Annotated in this window: 14 protein-coding genes; all 14 read left to right on the top strand. The window is 68.0% G+C overall.

Annotation, left to right across the window (positions count from 1 at the left end):
- Positions 1–463: dihydropteroate synthase (locus tag TX83_RS23930; protein WP_261370136.1), on the top strand; the 463-nt coding region annotated here is incomplete at its 5' end.
- A gap of 2,507 nt (positions 464–2,970) precedes the next feature.
- The gene (gene miaA / locus TX83_RS14075) at positions 2,971–3,960 is read left to right on the top strand and encodes a tRNA (adenosine(37)-N6)-dimethylallyltransferase MiaA (protein WP_064748600.1); all 990 of its coding nucleotides are present in this window, start codon (positions 2,971–2,973) and stop codon (positions 3,958–3,960) included.
- Between the two features lie 161 nt (positions 3,961–4,121).
- Positions 4,122–4,394 (top strand): RNA chaperone Hfq, encoded by a 273-nt coding sequence (hfq, locus tag TX83_RS14070; RefSeq protein ID WP_064748599.1) that lies wholly within the window; start codon positions 4,122–4,124, stop codon positions 4,392–4,394.
- Positions 4,395–4,485: 91 nt separating this feature from the next.
- Complete coding sequence (hflX, locus tag TX83_RS14065; RefSeq protein WP_064748598.1) at positions 4,486–5,784, top strand: ribosome rescue GTPase HflX; 1,299 nt, start codon at positions 4,486–4,488, stop codon at positions 5,782–5,784.
- 137 nt (positions 5,785–5,921) lie between these two features.
- Positions 5,922–7,031, top strand: coding sequence for an FtsH protease activity modulator HflK (gene hflK, locus TX83_RS14060; protein ID WP_064748597.1), 1,110 nt, complete (start codon positions 5,922–5,924; stop codon positions 7,029–7,031).
- Positions 7,028–7,891 (top strand): protease modulator HflC, encoded by an 864-nt coding sequence (gene hflC / locus TX83_RS14055; RefSeq protein ID WP_064748596.1) that lies wholly within the window; start codon positions 7,028–7,030, stop codon positions 7,889–7,891. Before hflK ends, hflC begins: the two co-directional genes overlap by 4 nt.
- A 6-nt stretch (positions 7,892–7,897) precedes the next feature.
- Positions 7,898–8,086 (top strand): DUF2065 domain-containing protein, encoded by a 189-nt coding sequence (locus TX83_RS14050; RefSeq protein ID WP_064748595.1) that lies wholly within the window; start codon positions 7,898–7,900, stop codon positions 8,084–8,086.
- A gap of 497 nt (positions 8,087–8,583) precedes the next feature.
- Complete coding sequence (locus tag TX83_RS14045) at positions 8,584–10,332, top strand: hypothetical protein (RefSeq protein WP_064748594.1); 1,749 nt, start codon at positions 8,584–8,586, stop codon at positions 10,330–10,332.
- Between the two features lie 377 nt (positions 10,333–10,709).
- Complete coding sequence (locus TX83_RS14040) at positions 10,710–12,002, top strand: adenylosuccinate synthase (RefSeq protein WP_064748593.1); 1,293 nt, start codon at positions 10,710–10,712, stop codon at positions 12,000–12,002.
- Between the two features lie 747 nt (positions 12,003–12,749).
- Positions 12,750–13,628, top strand: a complete 879-nt coding sequence (locus TX83_RS14035; RefSeq protein WP_087960731.1) for an ankyrin repeat domain-containing protein — start codon at positions 12,750–12,752, stop codon at positions 13,626–13,628.
- 29 nt (positions 13,629–13,657) lie between these two features.
- On the top strand, positions 13,658–16,066 hold the full coding sequence (locus tag TX83_RS23925) for an XVIPCD domain-containing protein (RefSeq protein WP_261370135.1): 2,409 nt from the start codon (positions 13,658–13,660) through the stop codon (positions 16,064–16,066).
- Between the two features lie 273 nt (positions 16,067–16,339).
- Entirely contained in the window at positions 16,340–17,170 is an 831-nt protein-coding gene (locus TX83_RS14025; RefSeq protein WP_064748592.1) for an NAD(P)H-dependent oxidoreductase, read from the top strand.
- 293 nt (positions 17,171–17,463) lie between these two features.
- Complete coding sequence (locus TX83_RS14020) at positions 17,464–18,126, top strand: ankyrin repeat domain-containing protein (protein ID WP_064748591.1); 663 nt, start codon at positions 17,464–17,466, stop codon at positions 18,124–18,126.
- A gap of 123 nt (positions 18,127–18,249) precedes the next feature.
- On the top strand, positions 18,250–19,320 hold a 1,071-nt coding region (locus TX83_RS14015), incomplete at its 3' end, for an XVIPCD domain-containing protein (protein WP_064748590.1).

Genomic DNA, 19,320 nt, shown 5'->3' with positions numbered 1-19,320 from the left:
GGGCGAGCCCCGCTCGATGCAGCGCGAGCCGGTCTACGACGATGTGGTCGCCGAAGTGCACCGCTTCCTCGCCGAGCGCGTCTTCGCCGCCGAGATGGCCGGGATCGCCAAGAAGCGCATCGTGGTCGATCCGGGCTTCGGCTTCGGCAAGACCCTGGCGCACAACCTGAGCCTGCTGGCTCAGCTGGAACGCTTCGCCGAGCTCGGCGTGCCGCTGTTGGCGGGCTTGTCGCGCAAGCGCAGCATCGGCGAACTGACCGGGCGCGAGGACGCGCGCGAGCGGGTGCACGGCTCGGTCGCCGCGCATCTGATCGCGGCCCAGCGCGGCGCGATGCTGCTGCGCGTGCACGATGTTGCCGCGACGGTGGATGCGCTCAAGGTCTGGCACGCGGTCGCGGCGCAAGCCGTGCCGCGGCGCGCGACGGCATCGGCGCCGTCGCTGAAGTGGCCCGACGACGAATAAGCCCGCGGGCAGGCGAACATCGTCCGTGCCACCGACGGCCGCTTGCGATCGCCGCGTTCCGCCGTCGGCGGAGATACGCCGATCGGCGCGAGCGTGCCTGGGAGCACGCCTCGCGCCGGAAGACCGCGCGCAAGGGCATCGCGCAGGCGGCTCCGGAAGCGGGCGATACGCGGGTGTGCGCGATCCGGCGTTTGGCTTGTCCTTGCGCGCCGCGAGCGACCGGCCATCGTCGGAGGGAAGCGCGACGGCGGGGCTCCTGCCGTTGGCGATAATTTCGCCATAATCCCGCAGGCCTTGCGGCGTAAGGCGTGAAACCCGATTCGCGGACGAGTGTCCGCAGCTTTGTCCACAGCCGATGTGGACGAAGGCAGCGCCTCGTCGAAGCGGCCGTGCGGAGAGTTCGGTGCGCGATCCTCGAGCGATCGCCGCGCTCGTACCGAGCCTCGCGCCGCGGATCGTCCGTATTGGACAAAAAATCGCCAAAGTTCTGCGGGCCTTGACCTGCAAGGCGTGAAACACGCTTCGTCGCTGCGTGTCCGCAGGCTTGTCCACAGCGTTTGTGGGCAGTGTCAGCGCCATCTCGCCGTCGGGCACAACGGCACGAGGCTGTCAACGCCGGCGCCGCCGTGGCGATGTTCGCTCGGATTCGCGATGCGGCCTGGGCCGGATGCGGCGGCCGATCATTGGCGAATCTTTGTCCAATTTTGCGAATGCCTTGTCGCGCAAGGCGTGAAACCCGATTCGCGGGCGACTGTCCGCAGCCTTGTCCACAGTCGGTGTGGACAAGGCGCGCTCACGGTCCGTGGGCATGGCCGGGGGCGATGTCGCCACGGACGCGGCCTGCGCGCTTCGCGTTCCGTTGCCTCGACAAAGCATGGCGAAAAAATAGCCGAAATCCTGCAAGCCTTGTCGCATAAGGCGTGAAACCCGATTCTCCGGCGTCTGTCCGCAGCGTTGTCCACAGTGTCTGTGGACAGGCGTTGTGGCGGCCGGCGAGCCGATCCGGCCGACCGCCGTCGCGCAGCACGGGCAAGCTGCGACGAGCGACGACGCGGCGACTAGAAAGGGCACCATTCCCGAGTCGCCCGGAGGCTGGCGAAATTTTGTCCAGAATCGTGCAAGCCTTGCCCCGCAAGGCGTGAAACCCGATTCCCGCATGCCTGTCCGCAACCTTGTCCACAGGCGGTGTGGACAAACCGCGCGCCGCACGGCAGGCACGTGCAGCGTGGTTCCTTGGCTAGCCGACGTATCCGTTCGGCCGCCGTGTTCCGCGCGCGCGGCGTAAAACGGCCGCGGCGATGGGGTTGGGCCGGAATGGCTAAAAAATGACCAAAAACCCGCAGGCCTTGGCGTGCAAGGCGTGGAACCCGATTCGCGGACGAGTGTCCGCAACCTTGTCCACAGCGATTGTGGACAGCGCGCTCATCGCGACGGGACCAACGCGCCGGAGGCCACCGCCGCGCGACTGCGAAGCAGATCGCCGGCGGATCGACATCGTAGGGCAGGGCGGCTGTCGCCGGCGACGCGTGCCGCACGGCCGGGCTTGGCGATATTTTGTCCAGAATCCTGCAGGCCTTGCGGCGCAAGGCATGGAACCCGATTCCACGACGGCTGTCCGCAGCCTTGTCCACAAGCGATGTGGACAAGCGCGTTCGCGCAGTGGCCGTCGTTGCGGACGAATCGACGCAGCCGCCGCCTGTGCGCCGTCCGCAGCGGATCGCAGCTGCGAGGCGTGCCGGCTGTACTGCGGATGCGCATGCATGCGTGGCGTGCGCGGGGCTGGCGAATTTTTCGCCGATTTCTCCCGAGCCTTGCGGCGCAAGGCGTGGAACCCGATTCCACGACGGCTGTCCGCAGCCTTGTCCACAAGCGATGTGGACAAAGGCGCGAGCGCCTGCGTGTCGCACCGCGCCGCGGCAAAGACGCATCGCCGCCGCGAACGCGCGCGGCTCGCGGTTCGGCCGGTCGCGGCGAGGCCAACGGCGCCGCGTCGACCGTCCGCGCAGGCGGCGTGCGCGAGGTGCCTGCATCTGGCTATTTTTTCGCCAATCTCACGCGGGCGTTGCGGTACAAGGCGTGAAACCCGATTCGAGGACCGGTGTCCGCAGGCTTGTCCACAGCCGGTGTGGACAGCGCGCGCCGGCGCGCCGGCCGGCACGATCGGACGCATGCGCGCAAGGCCCTGTAAGTCAAGCGAAATTCGCTGATCAAATTATCGCCAACCCTCTTGCAATCGTTGTACCGCAACGGATTGCGCCGGCGTTTCGAAAACTGTCCGCAGGTTTGTCCACAGGCTGTGTGGACAACCGCAACCGATTGGTCATTTTCTCGCCAAACTCCCGCCAGGCCTTGCGGCGCCTGGGCGGAGCGGGCTTATCAACAGGCTTGCCCCAGTGCTTCTCCACAAGTCGTGTGGAAAGCCCGCGGCGGCGGCCGCGGCTTCCGTCGCCGCGCCGGCTGTGCGAGGCTGCCGGCTCTCGCCGCTGCCCCCGCCCCTCGTCCGCCGAATGGCCCGTTCCGCCGACCCGCGCCCGCTCGCGATCGCCCTGATGGGGCCGACCGCCTCGGGCAAGACCGCCCTGGCCCTGGACTGGGCCCAACGCCTGGACGGCGAGATCGTCAGCGTCGACTCGGCCCTGATCTACCGCGGCCTCGATATCGGCGCGGCCAAGCCCAGCGCCGCCGAGCAGGCGCGGGTGCCGCACCATCTGATCGACGTGCGCGAGCCCTGGCAACCGTACTCCGCCGCCGAATTCGCCCAGGATGCTCGCCGCGCCCTGGACGCCATCGCCGCCCGCGGCCGCTTGCCGATCCTCGCCGGCGGCACCGGCCTGTACTTCCACGCCCTGCTGCGCGGCCTGGCGCCGATGCCCGAGGCCGACGCCGCGGTCCGCGCCCAGTTGGCGGAGGAGGCCAGCCGACGCGGCTGGGGCGCGCTGCATGCCGAACTGGCCCGGGTCGACCCGGAGGCCGCCGCGCGCGTCCACGCCACCGATGCCCAGCGCATCCAACGCGCGCTGGAGGTGTTCCGCTTGTCCGGGCGGCCGATCAGCCAATGGCGGCGCGAGGCTCTCAACGCGCCGCGCCTGCCGTACCGGGTGCTGAAGCTGGCGCTGGCGCCGGCCGAACGCGCGACCCTGCATGCCCGGATCGAACGCCGCTTCGATCAGATGCTGGCCGACGGTTTTCTCGACGAGGTCCGCCGGCTGCGCGCGCTGCCGGCGTTGGCCGCCCATCCCGGCCCGCTGGATCTGCCGGCGATTCGCGCCGTCGGCTACCGCCAGGCCTGGGAGCACCTCGACGGCGCCGGCAGCGCGGACGAGTTCCGCGCGCGCGGTATTTACGCGACCCGGCAGTTGGCCAAGCGCCAGTTGACCTGGTTGCGCGGCCAGCTTGACCTGCGCTGGTTCGACCCTTTGCGCGATGCGGTCGAGTTGGAACGCACATTGGGCCTGTTCGCCGGCGCCCGGCTCGTAGGACGGGGCTCCGCCGCTTAGAATGGAGCGCGCAAACCCGGAACCGGGTCGCAATGTTTGTGTTCACTTGCGTTACCATCGGCCGGTCGCCCTGTGGGGACAACAGCCGGCGATACGGCCGCACCCGCATCCGTTGCTCGGAGCGCCGTCCTAATAACTAGAACATGCTGGGGAATTAGAAGATGTCTAAGGGGCAATCCCTCCAGGATCCTTTCCTGAATGCGCTGCGTCGCGAACGTGTGCCGGTCTCGGTCTACCTCGTCAACGGCATCAAGCTGCAGGGCACGATCGAATCTTTCGACCAGTTCGTGGTGTTGCTGCGCAATACCGTGAGCCAGATGGTCTACAAGCACGCGATTTCCACCGTGGTGCCCGCGCGCAACGTGCGCGTCGGACCGGGCGGCGGCTATGTCCAGTCGGCCGACGGCGGCGACGGCAGCGACGAAACCGAATAATCCGGAACGAGTGCGGAGGACGGGGCGCCGGCACGGCCTGGCCGCCTTTACTCGTTCCTCGTTCCTCTCCACTCGCGGTACCGGACCCTAGATGTTCGAACGTTCCAAGAAGGGCGAGCACGCCCTGTTGATCCAGCCCCACGCCGGCGGCGCGCCGGACGAGGACCTGCTGGAAGAGTTCGCCGACCTGGCGCGGTCGGCGGGCGCCACCGTGGCCGCGGTGCTGACCGCTCGCATCGACCGGCCCAACGCGGCGACCCTGATCGGCAGCGGCAAGCTCGACGAGGTCAAGACCGCGGCCGACGCCAGCGGCGCCGACCTGATCCTGGTCAATCACCCCCTGAGCCCGGGCCAGGAACGCAACCTCGAGCGCGCGCTGCAGCGTCGGGTGGTCGACCGTACCGGCCTGATCCTGGACATCTTTTCCCAGCGCGCGCAGAGCGCCGAGGGCAAGCTGCAGGTCGAGCTGGCCCAGCTCAAGCACATGGCCACCCGCCTGGTGCGCGGCTGGACCCACCTGGAGCGCCAGCGCGGCGGTTCGATCGGCCTGCGCGGCCCCGGCGAAACCCAGCTGGAAACCGACCGCCGCCTGCTGCAGAAACGGGTCGAGCAATTGCAGCGCCGGCTCGACAAGGTCGAAGTGCAGCGCACCCAGATGCGCCGCGCGCGGGTGCGCAGCGAACTGCCGCGGGTGGCCCTGGTCGGCTACACCAACGCCGGCAAGTCGACTCTGTTCAATGCCCTGACCGGCGCGCAGGCCTATGCCGCCGACCAGTTGTTCGCGACCCTGGACCCGACCGTGCGCCGGACCGAGCTGTCCGGCGGCGCGGTGGTGCTGGCCGATACGGTCGGCTTCGTCCGCGACCTGCCGCACGAACTGGTCGCGGCGTTCCGTTCGACCCTGTCGGAGGCGCGCGAGGCCGACCTGCTGCTGCACGTGATCGACGCCGCCGACCCGCACCGCGACGACCGCATCGCCCAGGTCGACGAGGTATTGCGCGAAATCGGCGCCGGCGATTTGCCGCAATTGCTGGTTTTCAACAAGATCGACCGCCTCGAAGGCGCCCAGCCGCGGGTCGACCGGCCCGGCGAGGAGCGCCCGCGGGTCTGGGTATCGGCCCGCGACGGGCAGGGCCTGGACCTGCTGCGCGGCGCCCTGGGCGAGGCCCTGGAGCTGCGCCATATCGCCGGCGAGCTGCGGATCGCCCCGCAGGACGCGCGTTTGCGCGCGCGCCTGCACGAACTGGGCGCGGTCCGTGCCGAGCAGGCCGACGAGCACGGCTGGCTGCTGCGGGTCGACCTGGCCCTGGCCGATGCCCAGCGCCTGTTCGCCCAACCGCACGGCGAAGCGCTGCGCCCCTTGCTTGAGGCGGTTCAGGCCCCCACCTAGAATCGACGGGTTCGCGCGCGCTGGTTAGGTGCGCGGATTCCCGCGGCGCACCGGCGCTGCGGGCCGGCGGCACGCCGCCGGTGCAGCGGGCTGGACAGCGGAAGTCCCGCCCGGCGCCCAACTTCTTAGGAGCAGGCATGGCCTGGAACACCCCTGGCAGTGACAATTCCGGCGACAACCCGCGTCCGCCGCGCCGCAAACCCCAAGGACGCGGCCTCGACGCCGTGATCGAGCCGCTGCGCGGCCTGTTCGGCAACGGCGGTGGCGGCATCCTGCGCTGGGTCGCGCTGCTGCTCGGCCTGTGGCTGATGTTCAACTGCTTCGTCCTGGTGACCGAGCAGGAACGCGGCGTGGTCCTGCGCTTCGGCGTGTTCTCGCGCGTGCTGCAGCCCGGCCCGCATTTCAAGGCGCCGTGGCCGATCGAGAGCGTGCGCAAGGTCAACGCGACCCAGACCCAGGCCTACAGCGAAACCATCCCGGTGCTGACCCGCGACGGCAACATGGTCAACGTCGAGATCAACGTCCAGTACCGGATCGAGTCGCCGCGCCAGTACCTGTTCGGTTCGCGCAAGCCCGATGACGTGCTCAAGCAGGCCGCGCAAAGCGCGGTGCGCGAGCAGATCGGCCGCTCCGACCTGGACACCGTGCTCGGCGCGCGCAGCGTGCTGACCACCCAGGTGCGCCAGCGCCTGCAGGCCTCGCTCAAGGCCTACGAGACCGGCCTGATTCTGACCGAGCTCAACCTGCCCAACGCGCGTCCGCCGGAAGAGGTCAAGGACGCGTTCGATGAGGCCCAGCGCGCCAACGCCGAGAAGTCGACCTCGATCAACGAGGCCCAGGCCTACGCCAAGAAGATCGTGCCGGAAGCGCGCGGCGACGCGCAGCGCATCCGCACCACCGCCGAGGGCTACAAGACCTCGACCGTGGCCCGCGCCGAAGGCGACGCCACCCGCTTCTCGCTGTTGGTCGAGCAGTACAAGAACGCGCCCGACGTGACCCGCAAGCGCCTGTGGCTGGATACGGTGCAGGAAGTGCTGGCGCAGAACCGCACCATCGTCGGCGGCGATTCGCGCCAGATCCTGTACGTGCCGATGGCCGACCGCAACGCGGTGCCGACCACGCCGGGCCCGGTCAGCGTGCCGCTGCAGCCGGAAATGCTCAGCCCGGTCACCTCCACCGAGTCGACCACCATGCCCTACGTCGGCCGCCCGCCGCGCCCGAAGACCCGCGATGAGGTGATGCGATGAGATTCCCCGTCATTGTGGCCGCGGTCGTGGCCGCCCTGCTGGCCCTGCTCGGCTCGGTGTTCACCGTTTCCGAAGGGCACAGCGCGATCGTGTTCCGGCTCGGCACCGTGGTGCGCGAGGACATCGGCCCCGGCCTGCGCTTCAAGTGGCCGCTGATCGAGACCGCGCGCGTGTTCGACCGCCGCCTGCAGATCCTGGAATCGCCGCCGGAGCGCTACCTGACCGCGGACAAGCTCGACGTCAGCGTCGACTTCTTCGCCCTGGGCCAGATCGACGACATGCGCCGCTTCTTCCAGGCCACCGGCGGCGACGAATCCGTCGCGGTCGAGCGCCTGGCGCCGATCATCCGCGACTCGCTGCGCAACGAGATCAACTCGCTGAAGCTGCTCGACGTGGTCAAGGGCGACCGCGAAGCGGTGATCGGCAAGCAGCTGGAAGCAATCAACAAGGGCGCGGCGACGCTGGGCATCCGGATCAAGGACATCCGCATCAAGCGCATCGACCTGCCGCAGGACAGCAACGTGCTGGCCTCGGTCTACAACCAGATGCGCTCGCAGCGCTTGCAGGTCGCCAGCCAGTTGCGCGCCGAGGGCGTGGAGCAGGCGCAGGCGATCCGCGCCGCGGCCGAACGCGACCGCACCGTGATCCTGGCCGAAGCCGAGCGCGACGCGCAGCGCTTGCGCGGTGAGGGCGACGCCCAGGCCGCGCGCCTGTACGGCGAAGCGGCGAACAAGGACCCGGGCTTCTTCGCCTTCCAGCGCAGCCTGGAGAGCTATCGCAAGTCCTTCGCCGACGGCCAGAGCGTGATCGTGCTCGACCGCGACGATCCGTTCCTGCAGTACCTCAAGTCCGACCGCTGAGGCGACGTGGCCGGCGACGTGGTGCGGGCCTTGTGCCTGGTGGCGGTGTTCGAGGGCCTGTTCCTGTTCGTCGCCCCGCGCGGCTGGAAGCAGGCCGTCGAGCAGCTGCTGATGTTGCCCGACCGGCATCTGCGCCTGGTTGGGGCGATCGTGGTCGCGATCGGTACCGCCGCCTTGTGGATCGCGCGCGGCTGAGCCGCCTTACGACCGCCGCGCACCCGGCGCGGCGATGAACTCCGTCTTGACCTAGCGGCGACCGATCGCCGCCGTCGAACGCCGCTGTCGGTCGCGCCGCGTCGTTGCGCCCCCGCGCTGGCGGCGACCGGTGCGGATTCCAGTACGCCGTCCTCGCGCGCCAGCGCGACGCCGGTCGCGAACCGCGCCACCGGGGCCGCCCCAGCTCCGCTCCCCCGGGTTTTCCGCTTGCGACGTCGGTCAAGCCCGCGCGGAGATGCGCATCGCTTTTGCCCGGATTTCGCGAGCGCGATTGCGAATCCTTCCCCCGTCGTCCCGGTATCGACCCGTTTTCGCCCTGTCGCCGACCCCGTCCTCGGTCCTAGAACCGTCGGCGGCGTACGACGCATGCGGCCTCCGACTCGCTCTCTGCGGCGGCGACGGCGCCATGACGCCCGCTCCCATCACGCCCGTCCCAACCACGCCCCAGAACCGTCCATACGACCCGGAGTCGCGACATGAAGGAATCGCTGCAATTGCGTCGGACCGCACTCGCCCTGGCCCTGCTGTCGCTGAGCGGGTCGGCGCTGGCCGCCACCTGTCCGGCCTACAACCCGTCCAACAAGGCCAACAAACTCTATCTGGTGTTTCCGAATGCGCCGATCGCCTACCCCTCGTTCGGCTTCTCGGCCGGCTCGGTGACCAATCCGGCGGCCGCGTTCAACGCCGCCGACCTGCCCAGCTATACCGGCACCACCACGGCGCTGCGCGATGCGGTCAAGCACGTGGTCGAACTGGATTACTGCGAATTCAACGTGCAGGTGCTGCCGACCGCGACCCTGCCGCCGGCGACCTTTCCGCGCCGCAACGTGGTCGCGGTGACGACCAAATCGGACATCGCCGACGGCCTGTTCGGCCTGGCCCAGGCCGTCGACACCGGCGACGCGGTCGCGGTCGACTATTCCTACGTCTGGGGCAAGACCTACCAGGACTGGACCGGCGGTCCCGGCGGCGCGCTCAACGGCGCCAACTCGACCCTGGACCGCTGGGCCAACTCGATCGGCGGCACCGCCGCGCACGAAGCCGGCCACAATTACGGTTTGGCCCACAACACCATCGTCGGCCCCGGCGAAGACACCTACAAGCATCACGTGATGCCGGCCGGCGGCGCGCTCACCGCCGAGGACCGCGCCGGTTACCGCCGCCATTTCAGCGACCACGAGTTCTCGGTGCTGGCGGCCAACGTCGGCCTGTCGCTGCAGACCATGTGGAACTGGGACTTGGTCAACCCCAACGCCGCGCCGGCGCACAGCCTGGAATTGCGCGTGCTGTACCCGTCGGCGACCGCGCCGGTGATCGACTGGGCCTACGCCGGCTGCAACAGCCCGTGGATCAACCCGACCGTGATCGGCCCGATCGGCCCGGCGGAGACCTTCCAGGGCGGCACCTACTATCCGTACACGGTGAAGTGGAGCACGCCCAATCCGGGCTGGGGCACCGGCGGCTGCGTCGGCCTGCCGGGCCCGCCGGGGCAGGCGCCGGGCGGGGTCAAGTTCCACATCGGCGCCTCGTTCGCCGGGGTCAACTTCAGCCTGTCCACGCCCAACCCGATCGTGATCAAGGACATCACCCTGCGCGACGTGTCGAGCACGGCGATGGCGTTGAACCCGCGCCTGCACGCCTTCGACGCCGGCACCCTGGACACCGTCGGCGGCACCTTGAACCTGGGCGTGTTCAACCTCGCCGAAGCGCCGCTGCTGGTGCGCGACCTGCAGGTCATGGAACTGCCGCGCGTGCTCGCGCTCGACCAGATGGTGGTCGGCGGGCGCATCGCCGACTTCCTCGGCGAGCCGTTCCAGCCTTGGCCGGAAACCACGCGCACCCTGGTGCGCGAAGCCAAGCTGGACCCGCGCGGCAAGGGCCTGAGCTTGCCGATCGCGCAACTGAACCAGCGCCGGCACGTCTATGAGGTGATCACCGAGGAGGACTGCAAGAAGAGCCAGGCCGACCGCCTGACCGCCGGCCCGGACACCGCCGATTGCCAGCCGGGGACCAATATCGACCTGTTCCCCTCGACCACGGTCTATTTCACCGCCAATACCGTCGACCCCAACGCGACCTATTGGGATCCGGCCAAGCGCGCCTACGTGCGCGGCGAGCTGGCTACGCGTACCTATTACCAGCTCAGCGGGCGGCGCCTGGACCAGGACAAGAACGGCGTCGACGACTACATCGACGCGCGTCGGGGCGGCCAGAGCGGACGCTGAGCGACCGGTTTGCGGCCGCCGGGCGCGTCGGACCGTCCGGCGGCAGGCGGGCCCGGCATGACGCCGGGCCCGCGTTTTAGCGAGCGCAGGCCAGCGCGCAGACCCGTGTGGGGACGGCCGGCGGGCGGGCGGGGAGGGCGGAGGATGAACGAAACCCGCCCGCCGGCCCCGACTCGCCGCCGGATCGGCCGATCCGACCGATTTGGGGTGGCCTTGCCCCCCCGAAACCCGGATAATGCACAAAAGCCGGACGGGGCCTTCCCCGCCGGCTTTTTTCCGTTCATGGCCCTGTGGCGCGGCATCGGCTGCGACTGGGCCGCGGGCGGACGCCGCGCGGCCACCGCCGCTATCACCGCAAGCGCAGGAGTTTGAAGGTCATGGGTCAGTCAGTCGTCGTTCTCGGTGCCCAGTGGGGCGATGAAGGCAAGGGCAAGATCGTCGACCTGCTGACCGAGCAGATCGGCGCCGTCGTGCGTTTCCAGGGCGGCCACAACGCCGGCCACACGCTGGTCATCGGCGGCAAGAAAACCGTTCTCCATCTGATTCCGTCCGGCATCCTGCGCGAAGGCGCGCTGTGCCTGATCGGCAACGGCGTGGTGCTGAGCCCGGCCGCGCTGCGCAAGGAAATCGAGGAACTCGAAGCCACCGGCGTGGAAGTGCGCTCGCGCCTGAAGATCAGCCCGGCCACGCCGCTGATCATGCCGTACCACATCGCCCTGGATCAGGCCCGCGAAAAGGCCGCCGGCGGCAAGGCCATCGGCACCACCGGCCGCGGCATCGGCCCGGCCTACGAAGACAAGGTCGCCCGCCGCGGCATCCGCGTCGCCGACCTGCATTACCCGGAACAGCTGGCCGAGAAGCTGCGCGCGGCGCTGGACTACCACAACTTCGTGCTGACCCAGTACCTCGGCGTGGAAGCGGTCGACTTCCAGAAGACCCTCGACGAGGCGCTGGAATTCGGCGAATACGTCGAGCCGATGAAGTCCGATGTCGCCGGCATCCTTCACGACCTGCGCAAGCAGGGCAAGCGCGTGCTGTTCGAAGGCGCGCAGGGCTCGCTGCTGGACATCGACCACGGCACCTATCCCTACGTCACCTCGTCCAACACCACCGTCGGCGGCGCGATGGCCGGCACCGGCGTGGGCGCGGACTCGATCGACTACGTGCTCGGCATCGCCAAGGCCTACGCCACCCGCGTCGGCGGCGGCCCGTTCCCGACCGAACTGGACGACGAAGTCGGCCAGGGCATCCGCGACCGCGGCCAGGAATACGGCGCCACCACCGGCCGTCCGCGCCGCTGCGGCTGGATCGACATCGTCGCGCTCAAGCGCGCGGTGGCGATCAACGGCATCACCGGCCTGTGCATCACCAAGCTCGACGTGCTCGACGGCATGAAGACGCTGAAGATCTGCATCGCCTACGAATACCGCGGCAAGCGTACCGAGTACGCGCCGCTGGACGCGGCCGGCTGGGACGAGTGCACGCCGGTGTACCTGGAGTTCCCGGGCTGGGACGAGAACACCCACGGCATCACCGAGTGGGACAAGCTGCCGCCGGCCGCGCGCGCCTACCTGCGCGCGCTGGAAGAACTGGCCGGTTGCCCGCTGGCGATCGTCTCCACCGGTCCGGACCGCGACCACACCATGGTCCTGCACGACCTCTGGGCCTGAGTCCGGTTCGGTTCCGCGTCGAAAAAGCCCCGCATCCGCGGGGCTTTTTTTGTGGCGGGGGTTAAGCGAGCTTGGCCCCCGCCGTCCCTGGGGCTCAAGTCATCGTGCCGCTTCCTGAAGCGGGCGGAGTGGTCTCTAGATTTGTCCCGGTTCGGTGATCGGTCAGTCGGGTCGGGCGGCCAGCGCCGTCGAACCGATCCGAGCCATGCTGCTCGGATGCGCATTTGATTCATACGGCTTGGCGCACCGTTCCGCGCATATCCCATGGACGAGTAGGCAATCGCCGTGAACCAGCGTCGGAAAAATCCGAATCGAGCTGAACGATCGGGAGTGGTTCGAGCGACTCAGGTCCTCTGTCGCGCGATCGCTCGCGAGGAAAGCTGCGCTTGATCGTGAAGAGAGTTCCAAACAGTCGCCTGCATGTGTGTCAACCGTTGCGGCTGCGTCACAAAACAGCGCGACCTACAATTTCTCTTCCACGGACAGGTCGATTGTTCAGCCGATGACAAAGCGCCGAAGAACGCTCAAGCCTATCGGCACATTATCGGCACATTCGATAGCTGCCGCTGCGCGTGGTTTTTGGGGCGCTTGTACGACAACGATCGCGCCATCTGCGCCCGAGCCCACGATCTGGATCGGCCATGCCAAGCTTGTCCACTGACGCCGCGACGGGGATAGTGGAGCCTGAGCCCGTTCCATGTCGGCGTAGCTGAACGCCTCTCGCTCCTTCGGACTTCACGGATGACTATGAACCGCCTGCTCCGGTTGTTGCCCCACGCTCTGCACCATTTTGCAGTCGGCCTTGCGGGCCTGTTGATCGCCTGCCTGCTGGCCGGCTGCCTGGCGCCCTACACCCCAGCGCAAGAATCCTCGTTGCCGGTCGCGGATTGGTTCCCGAACCAGCCCAAGGCGCAAGCGCTCGCGGTCGCGTCGGAGTTTGGCCGGCTGGAGGAAGTTCGGCGCTTGATGAAGGTGGAGGGAGTCGACCCAGACAAAATCTTCTCCCCTGAGGGCTATCCGCTCTTGGCCTGGCCGGTCATCACGGAGAGCCCCGAAGGCCTGCGGGAGATGCTGAAGAACGGGGCCGACCCCAATGCGATGCGCCGCTCAATGACCACTGATCGTGGGATGCGCAACAACAACAACGCCATGGTGTGGGCCGCCAAGGCGAAAGACCCCATCTACCTAAAGATACTGCTCGATTACGGCGGTGACCCGAATACCCGCAACTCGAATGACGAGACCTTGCTCGTGCAGTCCATTCTAGGAGGCGGCGGATGGCCGAATGTCAAACTCCTGATCGAAAGAGGCGCCGACATTAACGCTAAAACGCGCACCGTACCTATTATCACCGACTATGCGACGGCGGGCGGTTTTGAGCCAACCTACTGGCTTCTGCAACACGGCGCCAATCCGGACAACGACTCGGAAGATCCTCGCTTCAAAGCAACAATCAACTCCATCTTCTGGTATCCGAGCAAGCCCGGCTATGTCGATTGGCAACGAAAGTGCCAACAGTGGCTGTTGGCACGCGGGTACAAACGGCCACCGATGCCGGAATACCTTCGTGACATGCGAAAAGCGTTCGGCTACCCGCACGAAGAGAAAGACATCCCCCTGCTGTAAGCACTTGCTAGAACCGACAAGGAGTCACCATGTTTCCCTCCGTTGAAGCCCTTAAAGAGCGCCAGGCGCTGTTGAAGCAGTTGCGGGATAGCGGCGATCCGACCGCGGTCGCCCGGGCCGACGAGTTGCAACGCACTTACCATGCCGACAATATGGCGGTACTGGCCAAGGACACCTACTGGTCGGCAATGGCGACGCAAGCCCCCGAAGAGGGCAAGCAACCGCCGCCGGGCTGGATTCGCGCTAGTGAGAACCTCGATAAGCTGCGTGAGGCAGCGCCCGAACTCAATAAGCTGAGTGACCAGCAACTGCTGGACTATCTGAAGCCTGGCGATTCCGGATTCCGCGCTGAGATCTATCTGCCCGACCCGACCATTCTCGGACCCGGCTACAGGCCAGTGATCGTGCCCAAGGGCTCGGCGGGCGAGGTGATGGGCCAAGACGGCAAGCTCTATGGGACCACCAACGAGGACTTCATTGCGAACAACTTTCCGCAGTCTGTCGGCCTAAAAACTGACTATTACGACCGCGCGATGCAGTTGGCCCGCGTCATGGACCGCGCAGGTCTTAGTGCCGAGTACTCCGGCCACTCCCTCGGTGGCGGCATGGCCTCGGCGATGTCGGCCGTAACCGGCCGCTCCGCGACGACCTGGAATGCCGCCGGCCTGCACCCGGAGACGGCCCGGCGCTTCGCTCGCGAGAACCCAGGAACACAGGTCCACGACACGTCCCGCTCGGTGGTTTCCTATCAGATCAAGGGCGAGTTGCTGAACGACGGCGTTCAGCACAACATCGACCGGCTCGATACGCTCCATCGCGCTCAGTTGGCCGGGGTGCTGCGGGAGACCTGCAAACTGTTGCAGGACGTTCCCGAAGGCCGAGAGGTTCTGACCACGCAACTCAGCGCTATGTTGCCGCGCCACGCCCAACCTTCGGTACGCGAGTTCGTCAAGACGCTGGCCGAAGGCGATACGAATCAACTGCTGCTCGACCTGCCCCTGGCGGCCGGCCGCGTCGCACCGCTCGACGACGTCAAAGTATGGGAGAACGGCAGCCTCGCCGACCGCGAGCAACGCCTGACCCTGACCGAGATTTCCAACTTCGCCGCGCCCGTGCTGGAAACGGCCTACATCACCGCCCAGGGCGCCCGCGTCGGCCGCGTGGCGGGTCAGGCCACCGCCGCCGCAGGCGATATGGCCGCGGCGAACCTGGACGCCAGCGGCGACCTGGTGCGCACGGCGACGGCCAAGGCCGCCGACTTCGCGGATGTCGTGTCCGGCGTTCAGCACTCGGCGGTGCAAGCCGGCGTCCGACTGACCGGCGAGGGCGTCGCCCAAGCGCGCGTCGCCGCAGGCCGGGTGGAAGCGGCCATCGACATCGTGCAGGGCGAAGTGCAACTGCGCGGCGCCCAAGCCGGGGCCGGTCTGTTGCGCGGTATCGGCGATCTGGACGTACTGCCGGACAGCATGCAGCGCTGGGCCAACGACGCAGCGGCCAACGTGGAGCGCGGCGGCCAGGTGGCTCACTCGCGCAACCAGCACGAGGCAGCCCAGGCGCGCTCCGAAGCCCAGGCCGATGCCTCCGGAATCCGCCAGACCACCATGGACCGCGTCGTGGACCTGGAAAGGGTACAGGTGGTGGTCGAGGGCTCGCAGAGGGCGGTAATCGCCGGCAGCGGCCAGCAGGCGGACACCGCGCTCGACTCGGGCAGCCGCGCCCTTGGCGACATGTCGCGTCACGCCCCCGTGGTTGGGGCAGGCATCGGCGCGGCAGCCGGTGGCGTGGCGGGGATTCAAGCCAACACCAACCTGGTGGATCTGGTGCAGATCGGGCGCTTCGCTCACGGCTATCACACCCAAGGCGCGGAGGGCATCGAACGCCACTTGATGACCGAGGCCGTCCTGCCGAGCATGGCCTCGCGAGTCCAGGCCGAGGAGCGGGCCATTCGTGCCGAGTTCCCGAACTTGAACCGGCCAGCGCACAGCGCTCCGGAACAGAAGCCGGCGTCCGGGCCGGACCAGCCCGCGCATCCCGATCACAGCATGCTGGAACAGATCCGCCAGGGCATGCGTGCCGCCGACGCCCGTATCGGCAAGCCCTACGACGAGGGCAGCGAGCGCATAAGTCGGTGCTTGTTGGCCGCCTGCAAGGACAATCGGGAGATGCATCCGGGCAGGGACTACTCACTGGCGGCCAATGCGCTGAGCCGGGTAGACCATGTGGTTCCCGGTCCGACCGGCAATATGTTCGCGGTCGAGGGCAAGCTGGACGACCCGGCCAGCAAGCGAGCCTGCGTGTCCGTCGAGCAGGCGCTGAAGACGCCGGTCGAACAGTCCGACCAGAAGCTGGCGCTCGCCAACCAAGCCATTGCCCAGGAGCAGGAACGCGAGCGATCGCTGACCCAGAACCAGCAGCGAAACGGCCCGAGCCTCGGCTAGTCGGCATGGGCTCAACCACATCGACTCGGCGCCCTGCGGCTGGGCGCCAGGCTTGGCTGCCCGGGCCTGGAGGAGCGGCGGTAGGACTGTCGCATCCGCATCTAAGCGGTACCCCACGCATCGCATGAGTGACCCGGCAAGCCGATTCGCCGGGTATGACCCAATCGCCAAGCCGATTGGTTCCAATTGCGACTCAATAAGGCGATAAAAATACGCCACTGCGGCGATATGCGCCGCGATAGTCTGGCCTTCCCTCATCCAGGCCACGCCGCCATGTCGACCGTCTCCACCGGCTCCATCGATGCCGCCCCGCGCAAGAAACGCGTGCTGATCGTCTACGCCCACCCCGAACCGCAATCGCTCAACGGCGCCCTCAAGGACGCGATGCGCGAGCACCTGCTCGCGACCGGGCACGAGGTCGAAGTGACCGATCTGTATGCGCAGGGCTGGAAGAGCGCGATCGACGCCGACGACTTTCTGCAGCACGACCCGGACAGGCGTCTGCAGGTGATCGCCGCCTCCGGCCGCGCCTACGCCGAAGGCGCGCTGACCGAGGACGTGCGTCGCGAGCAGGACAAACTGCGCTGGGCCGACGCGGTGATCCTGCAATTCCCGCTGTGGTGGTTCTCGATGCCGGCGATTCTCAAGGGCTGGATCGACCGGGTTTACGCCTACGGCCTGGCCTACGGCGTCGGCGAACATTCCGACCGGCGCTGGGGCGACCGTTACGGCGAAGGTTCCTTCGCCGGCAAGCGGGCGATGCTGTCGGTGACCGCCGGCGGCTGGCGCGACCACTACAGCGCGCGCGGCATCAACGGCTGCATCGACGACATCCTGTTTCCGATCAATCACGGCGTGCTGCATTACCCCGGCTTCGACGTGCTGCCCTCGTTCGTGGTCTACCGCAGCGAGCGCGTCGATGCGGCGCAGTTCGAGCGGTTGCGCGCGCAGTTGCACGAGCGCCTCGACGGCTTGTGGACGCAGGCGCCGATTCCGTACCGGCAGCAGAACGCAGGCGACTACGAGTTGCCGTCGCTGCGCCTGAAGTCCGGTCTGGAGGCGCCCGGCACGCAGGGATTCCGCCTGCATCTGCGCGCCGAATGAAACGCGGACGGGACGCGCCGGCGCGATGCGGTCCGCATCGTCCGGCCGCGTCGCGCGCGTACGCGCAATCGTTCTTGCTGCGGCCACCGCAGCATTCTGTTTTGTGATGCAGGTCCGCCGCGGCTGCGCGGTCATCGGCTTCTTGCTAGGCTGGCCCCTGCCACGGTACGTGGCCGTATGTCGGGGACGACGCGGCTCAGGGGACGCTCCGTGCGCGTCGTTGGATTCGTACGTAGCCCGCCTGCGGCGGGCGCCAGGGGTGTAGATCCGGCAGTGCTCAGGAGGAGTGCAAGATGACAGTCGTAGTAGACGTGCGCGAGATATTCGCCGATCCGGCCGTGGCCGAGCTGGCCGAAGCGGTGGCCGAAGGGGATGCCGCCGAAATCCGTCGACGTGCCGCAGGCGTGGACCTGCGCGCGCGCGGCGACAAGAACGTGACCCTGCTCGAATGGGCCGTGCTCAACAAAAGTCCGGTTGGGCTGCGCAGCCTGCTCGAACTCGGCGCCGATCCGGCCCAGCCCGGCATCGACGGCAGCACCGTGGTGCATCTGGCCGCAATGGCCAACGATCCGACCTATCTCGAAGCCTTGCTCGAGTATGGCGCCGATCCCGACACCGCGCATTCGGAAACCGGCATGACGCCGCTCAGTTCGGCGCTGATGGGCAGCCGCGCGGTGCAGTTCAAGCGCCTGCTGATCGCCGGCGCCGATGTCGATCGCGCCGACCGCATGGGCAATACCGCGCTGCATGTCGCGGCCAAGACCAACCAGCCCGGCGCGGCGCTGGAACTGCTGCAAGCCGGTGCTGATCCGGCGCCGCGCAACGCCCAGAACGTCACCTTCCAGCGTTATCTGTTCATGACCCCGCCGACGGTGCTGAGCGCACAGGCGCGTCGCGATCGCGATGCCCTGGTGGCCTGGCTGCGCGATCGCGGCCACGCGGTGGAAGGCGGTTGATCCGGCCGCTCGCGGCGCCGCAGGCGGCGAGCCGCGGGCAACGGCCTGTCTAGGGATAGAGCCTGTTTAGGCGATACGGAGCCCAGCTTTGCGCGGGCTCCCGGGATTCAGGGAGAGAGCATCATGAGCGAGCAGTCCCCGCACGGCAACGTCGGGCCTTCGAAGAACGAGCCTTCGTTCGCCGATCAGGTCCGCGGTCTGGACGCCAAGCCGATCGACAAGACCATGGCGCGGCTGATGGACGATCTGTACGAACTCGGCCCCGGCGCCGATGGTTTCAAGCCGCTGAGCGCCGATCAGCTGCTCAAGGCCGGCATCGACCCGGCCTCGTTGGAAAACCCCGACAGCGGCTTCCGCGCGCGCATCTACGGCGACGACCAGGGCCGTTACGTGCTGGCGTATTCCGGTACCGACGAAGGCAAGGACTGGCTGACCAATTTCCGCCAGGGCTTGGGCTTCGAGGACGCGCAGTACAACCAGGCCATCGCCCTGGCGCGCGAAGCGAAGATCGCGTTCGGCGATCAGGTCGCGATCACCGGTCATTCGCTCGGCGGCGGCCTGGCCGGCGCGGCCTCGATCAGCACCGGCATTCCGGCGGTGACCTTCAACGCGTCGGGCGTGCACGACAAGACCCTGGAACGGATCGGCATCGATGCCGATGCGGCCAAGCAGGAAGTCGCGCACAACGGCCAGATCCGCCGATTCGCGGTCAAGAACGAGATCCTGACCGATCTGCAGGAGCACAGCATTCCGCTGAAGTGGGCGATGCCCGATGCGGTCGGGCACAAGATCGAACTGCCCGATCCGGACCCGCAGTCGTTCTGGCGGCGGATGATTCCCGGCAACGGGATCAAGCACGGCATCGACGTGCATTACATCGAGGCGGTGATCAAGGCGCAGGAAATGGCCTATCCCGAGCGTCGCGCGGCGGCGCTCGACGCGCCGTCCGCGCCGGTGCGGACGGCGCCCGACACCGATTGGGCGCAACCGGGCCATTCGCACCGCGCCATGTACGATCAGGCGCTGCGCGGCCTGCAGGGACTGGACGGCAAGGGGCTGGAATTCCGCGGCGAGCAGGGCGTGCGCAACGCCGCCGCGCATGCGGCCCTGGATGCGCGCGCCAACGGTCTGGAGCGCATCGATCACGTCGTGCCAGGGCGCGATGGCGGCGGATTCTTCGTGGTCCAGGGCGCG

Origin of the sequence: Lysobacter antibioticus HS124 (assembly GCF_000336385.2) — a bacterium.
In the GTDB taxonomy this organism is placed as follows: domain Bacteria; phylum Pseudomonadota; class Gammaproteobacteria; order Xanthomonadales; family Xanthomonadaceae; genus Lysobacter; species Lysobacter firmicutimachus.
This window is presented reverse-complemented; position numbering and strand designations above follow the sequence as displayed.

What these genes read in the sequence shown, in the direction of transcription:
- TX83_RS14025 (WP_064748592.1), top strand. Translation starts at nt 16,340, where the DNA reads ATGTCGACCGTCTCCACCGGCTCCATCGATGCCGCCCCGCGCAAGAAA.
- TX83_RS14045 (WP_064748594.1), top strand. Translation starts at nt 8,584, where the DNA reads ATGAAGGAATCGCTGCAATTGCGTCGGACCGCACTCGCCCTGGCCCTG.
- hflX (WP_064748598.1), top strand. Translation starts at nt 4,486, where the DNA reads ATGTTCGAACGTTCCAAGAAGGGCGAGCACGCCCTGTTGATCCAGCCC.
- TX83_RS14020 (WP_064748591.1), top strand. Translation starts at nt 17,464, where the DNA reads ATGACAGTCGTAGTAGACGTGCGCGAGATATTCGCCGATCCGGCCGTG.
- miaA (WP_064748600.1), top strand. Translation starts at nt 2,971, where the DNA reads ATGGCCCGTTCCGCCGACCCGCGCCCGCTCGCGATCGCCCTGATGGGG.
- hflC (WP_064748596.1), top strand. Translation starts at nt 7,028, where the DNA reads ATGAGATTCCCCGTCATTGTGGCCGCGGTCGTGGCCGCCCTGCTGGCC.
- TX83_RS14035 (WP_087960731.1), top strand. Translation starts at nt 12,750, where the DNA reads ATGAACCGCCTGCTCCGGTTGTTGCCCCACGCTCTGCACCATTTTGCA.
- TX83_RS14040 (WP_064748593.1), top strand. Translation starts at nt 10,710, where the DNA reads ATGGGTCAGTCAGTCGTCGTTCTCGGTGCCCAGTGGGGCGATGAAGGC.
- hfq (WP_064748599.1), top strand. Translation starts at nt 4,122, where the DNA reads ATGTCTAAGGGGCAATCCCTCCAGGATCCTTTCCTGAATGCGCTGCGT.
- hflK (WP_064748597.1), top strand. Translation starts at nt 5,922, where the DNA reads ATGGCCTGGAACACCCCTGGCAGTGACAATTCCGGCGACAACCCGCGT.
- TX83_RS23925 (WP_261370135.1), top strand. Translation starts at nt 13,658, where the DNA reads ATGTTTCCCTCCGTTGAAGCCCTTAAAGAGCGCCAGGCGCTGTTGAAG.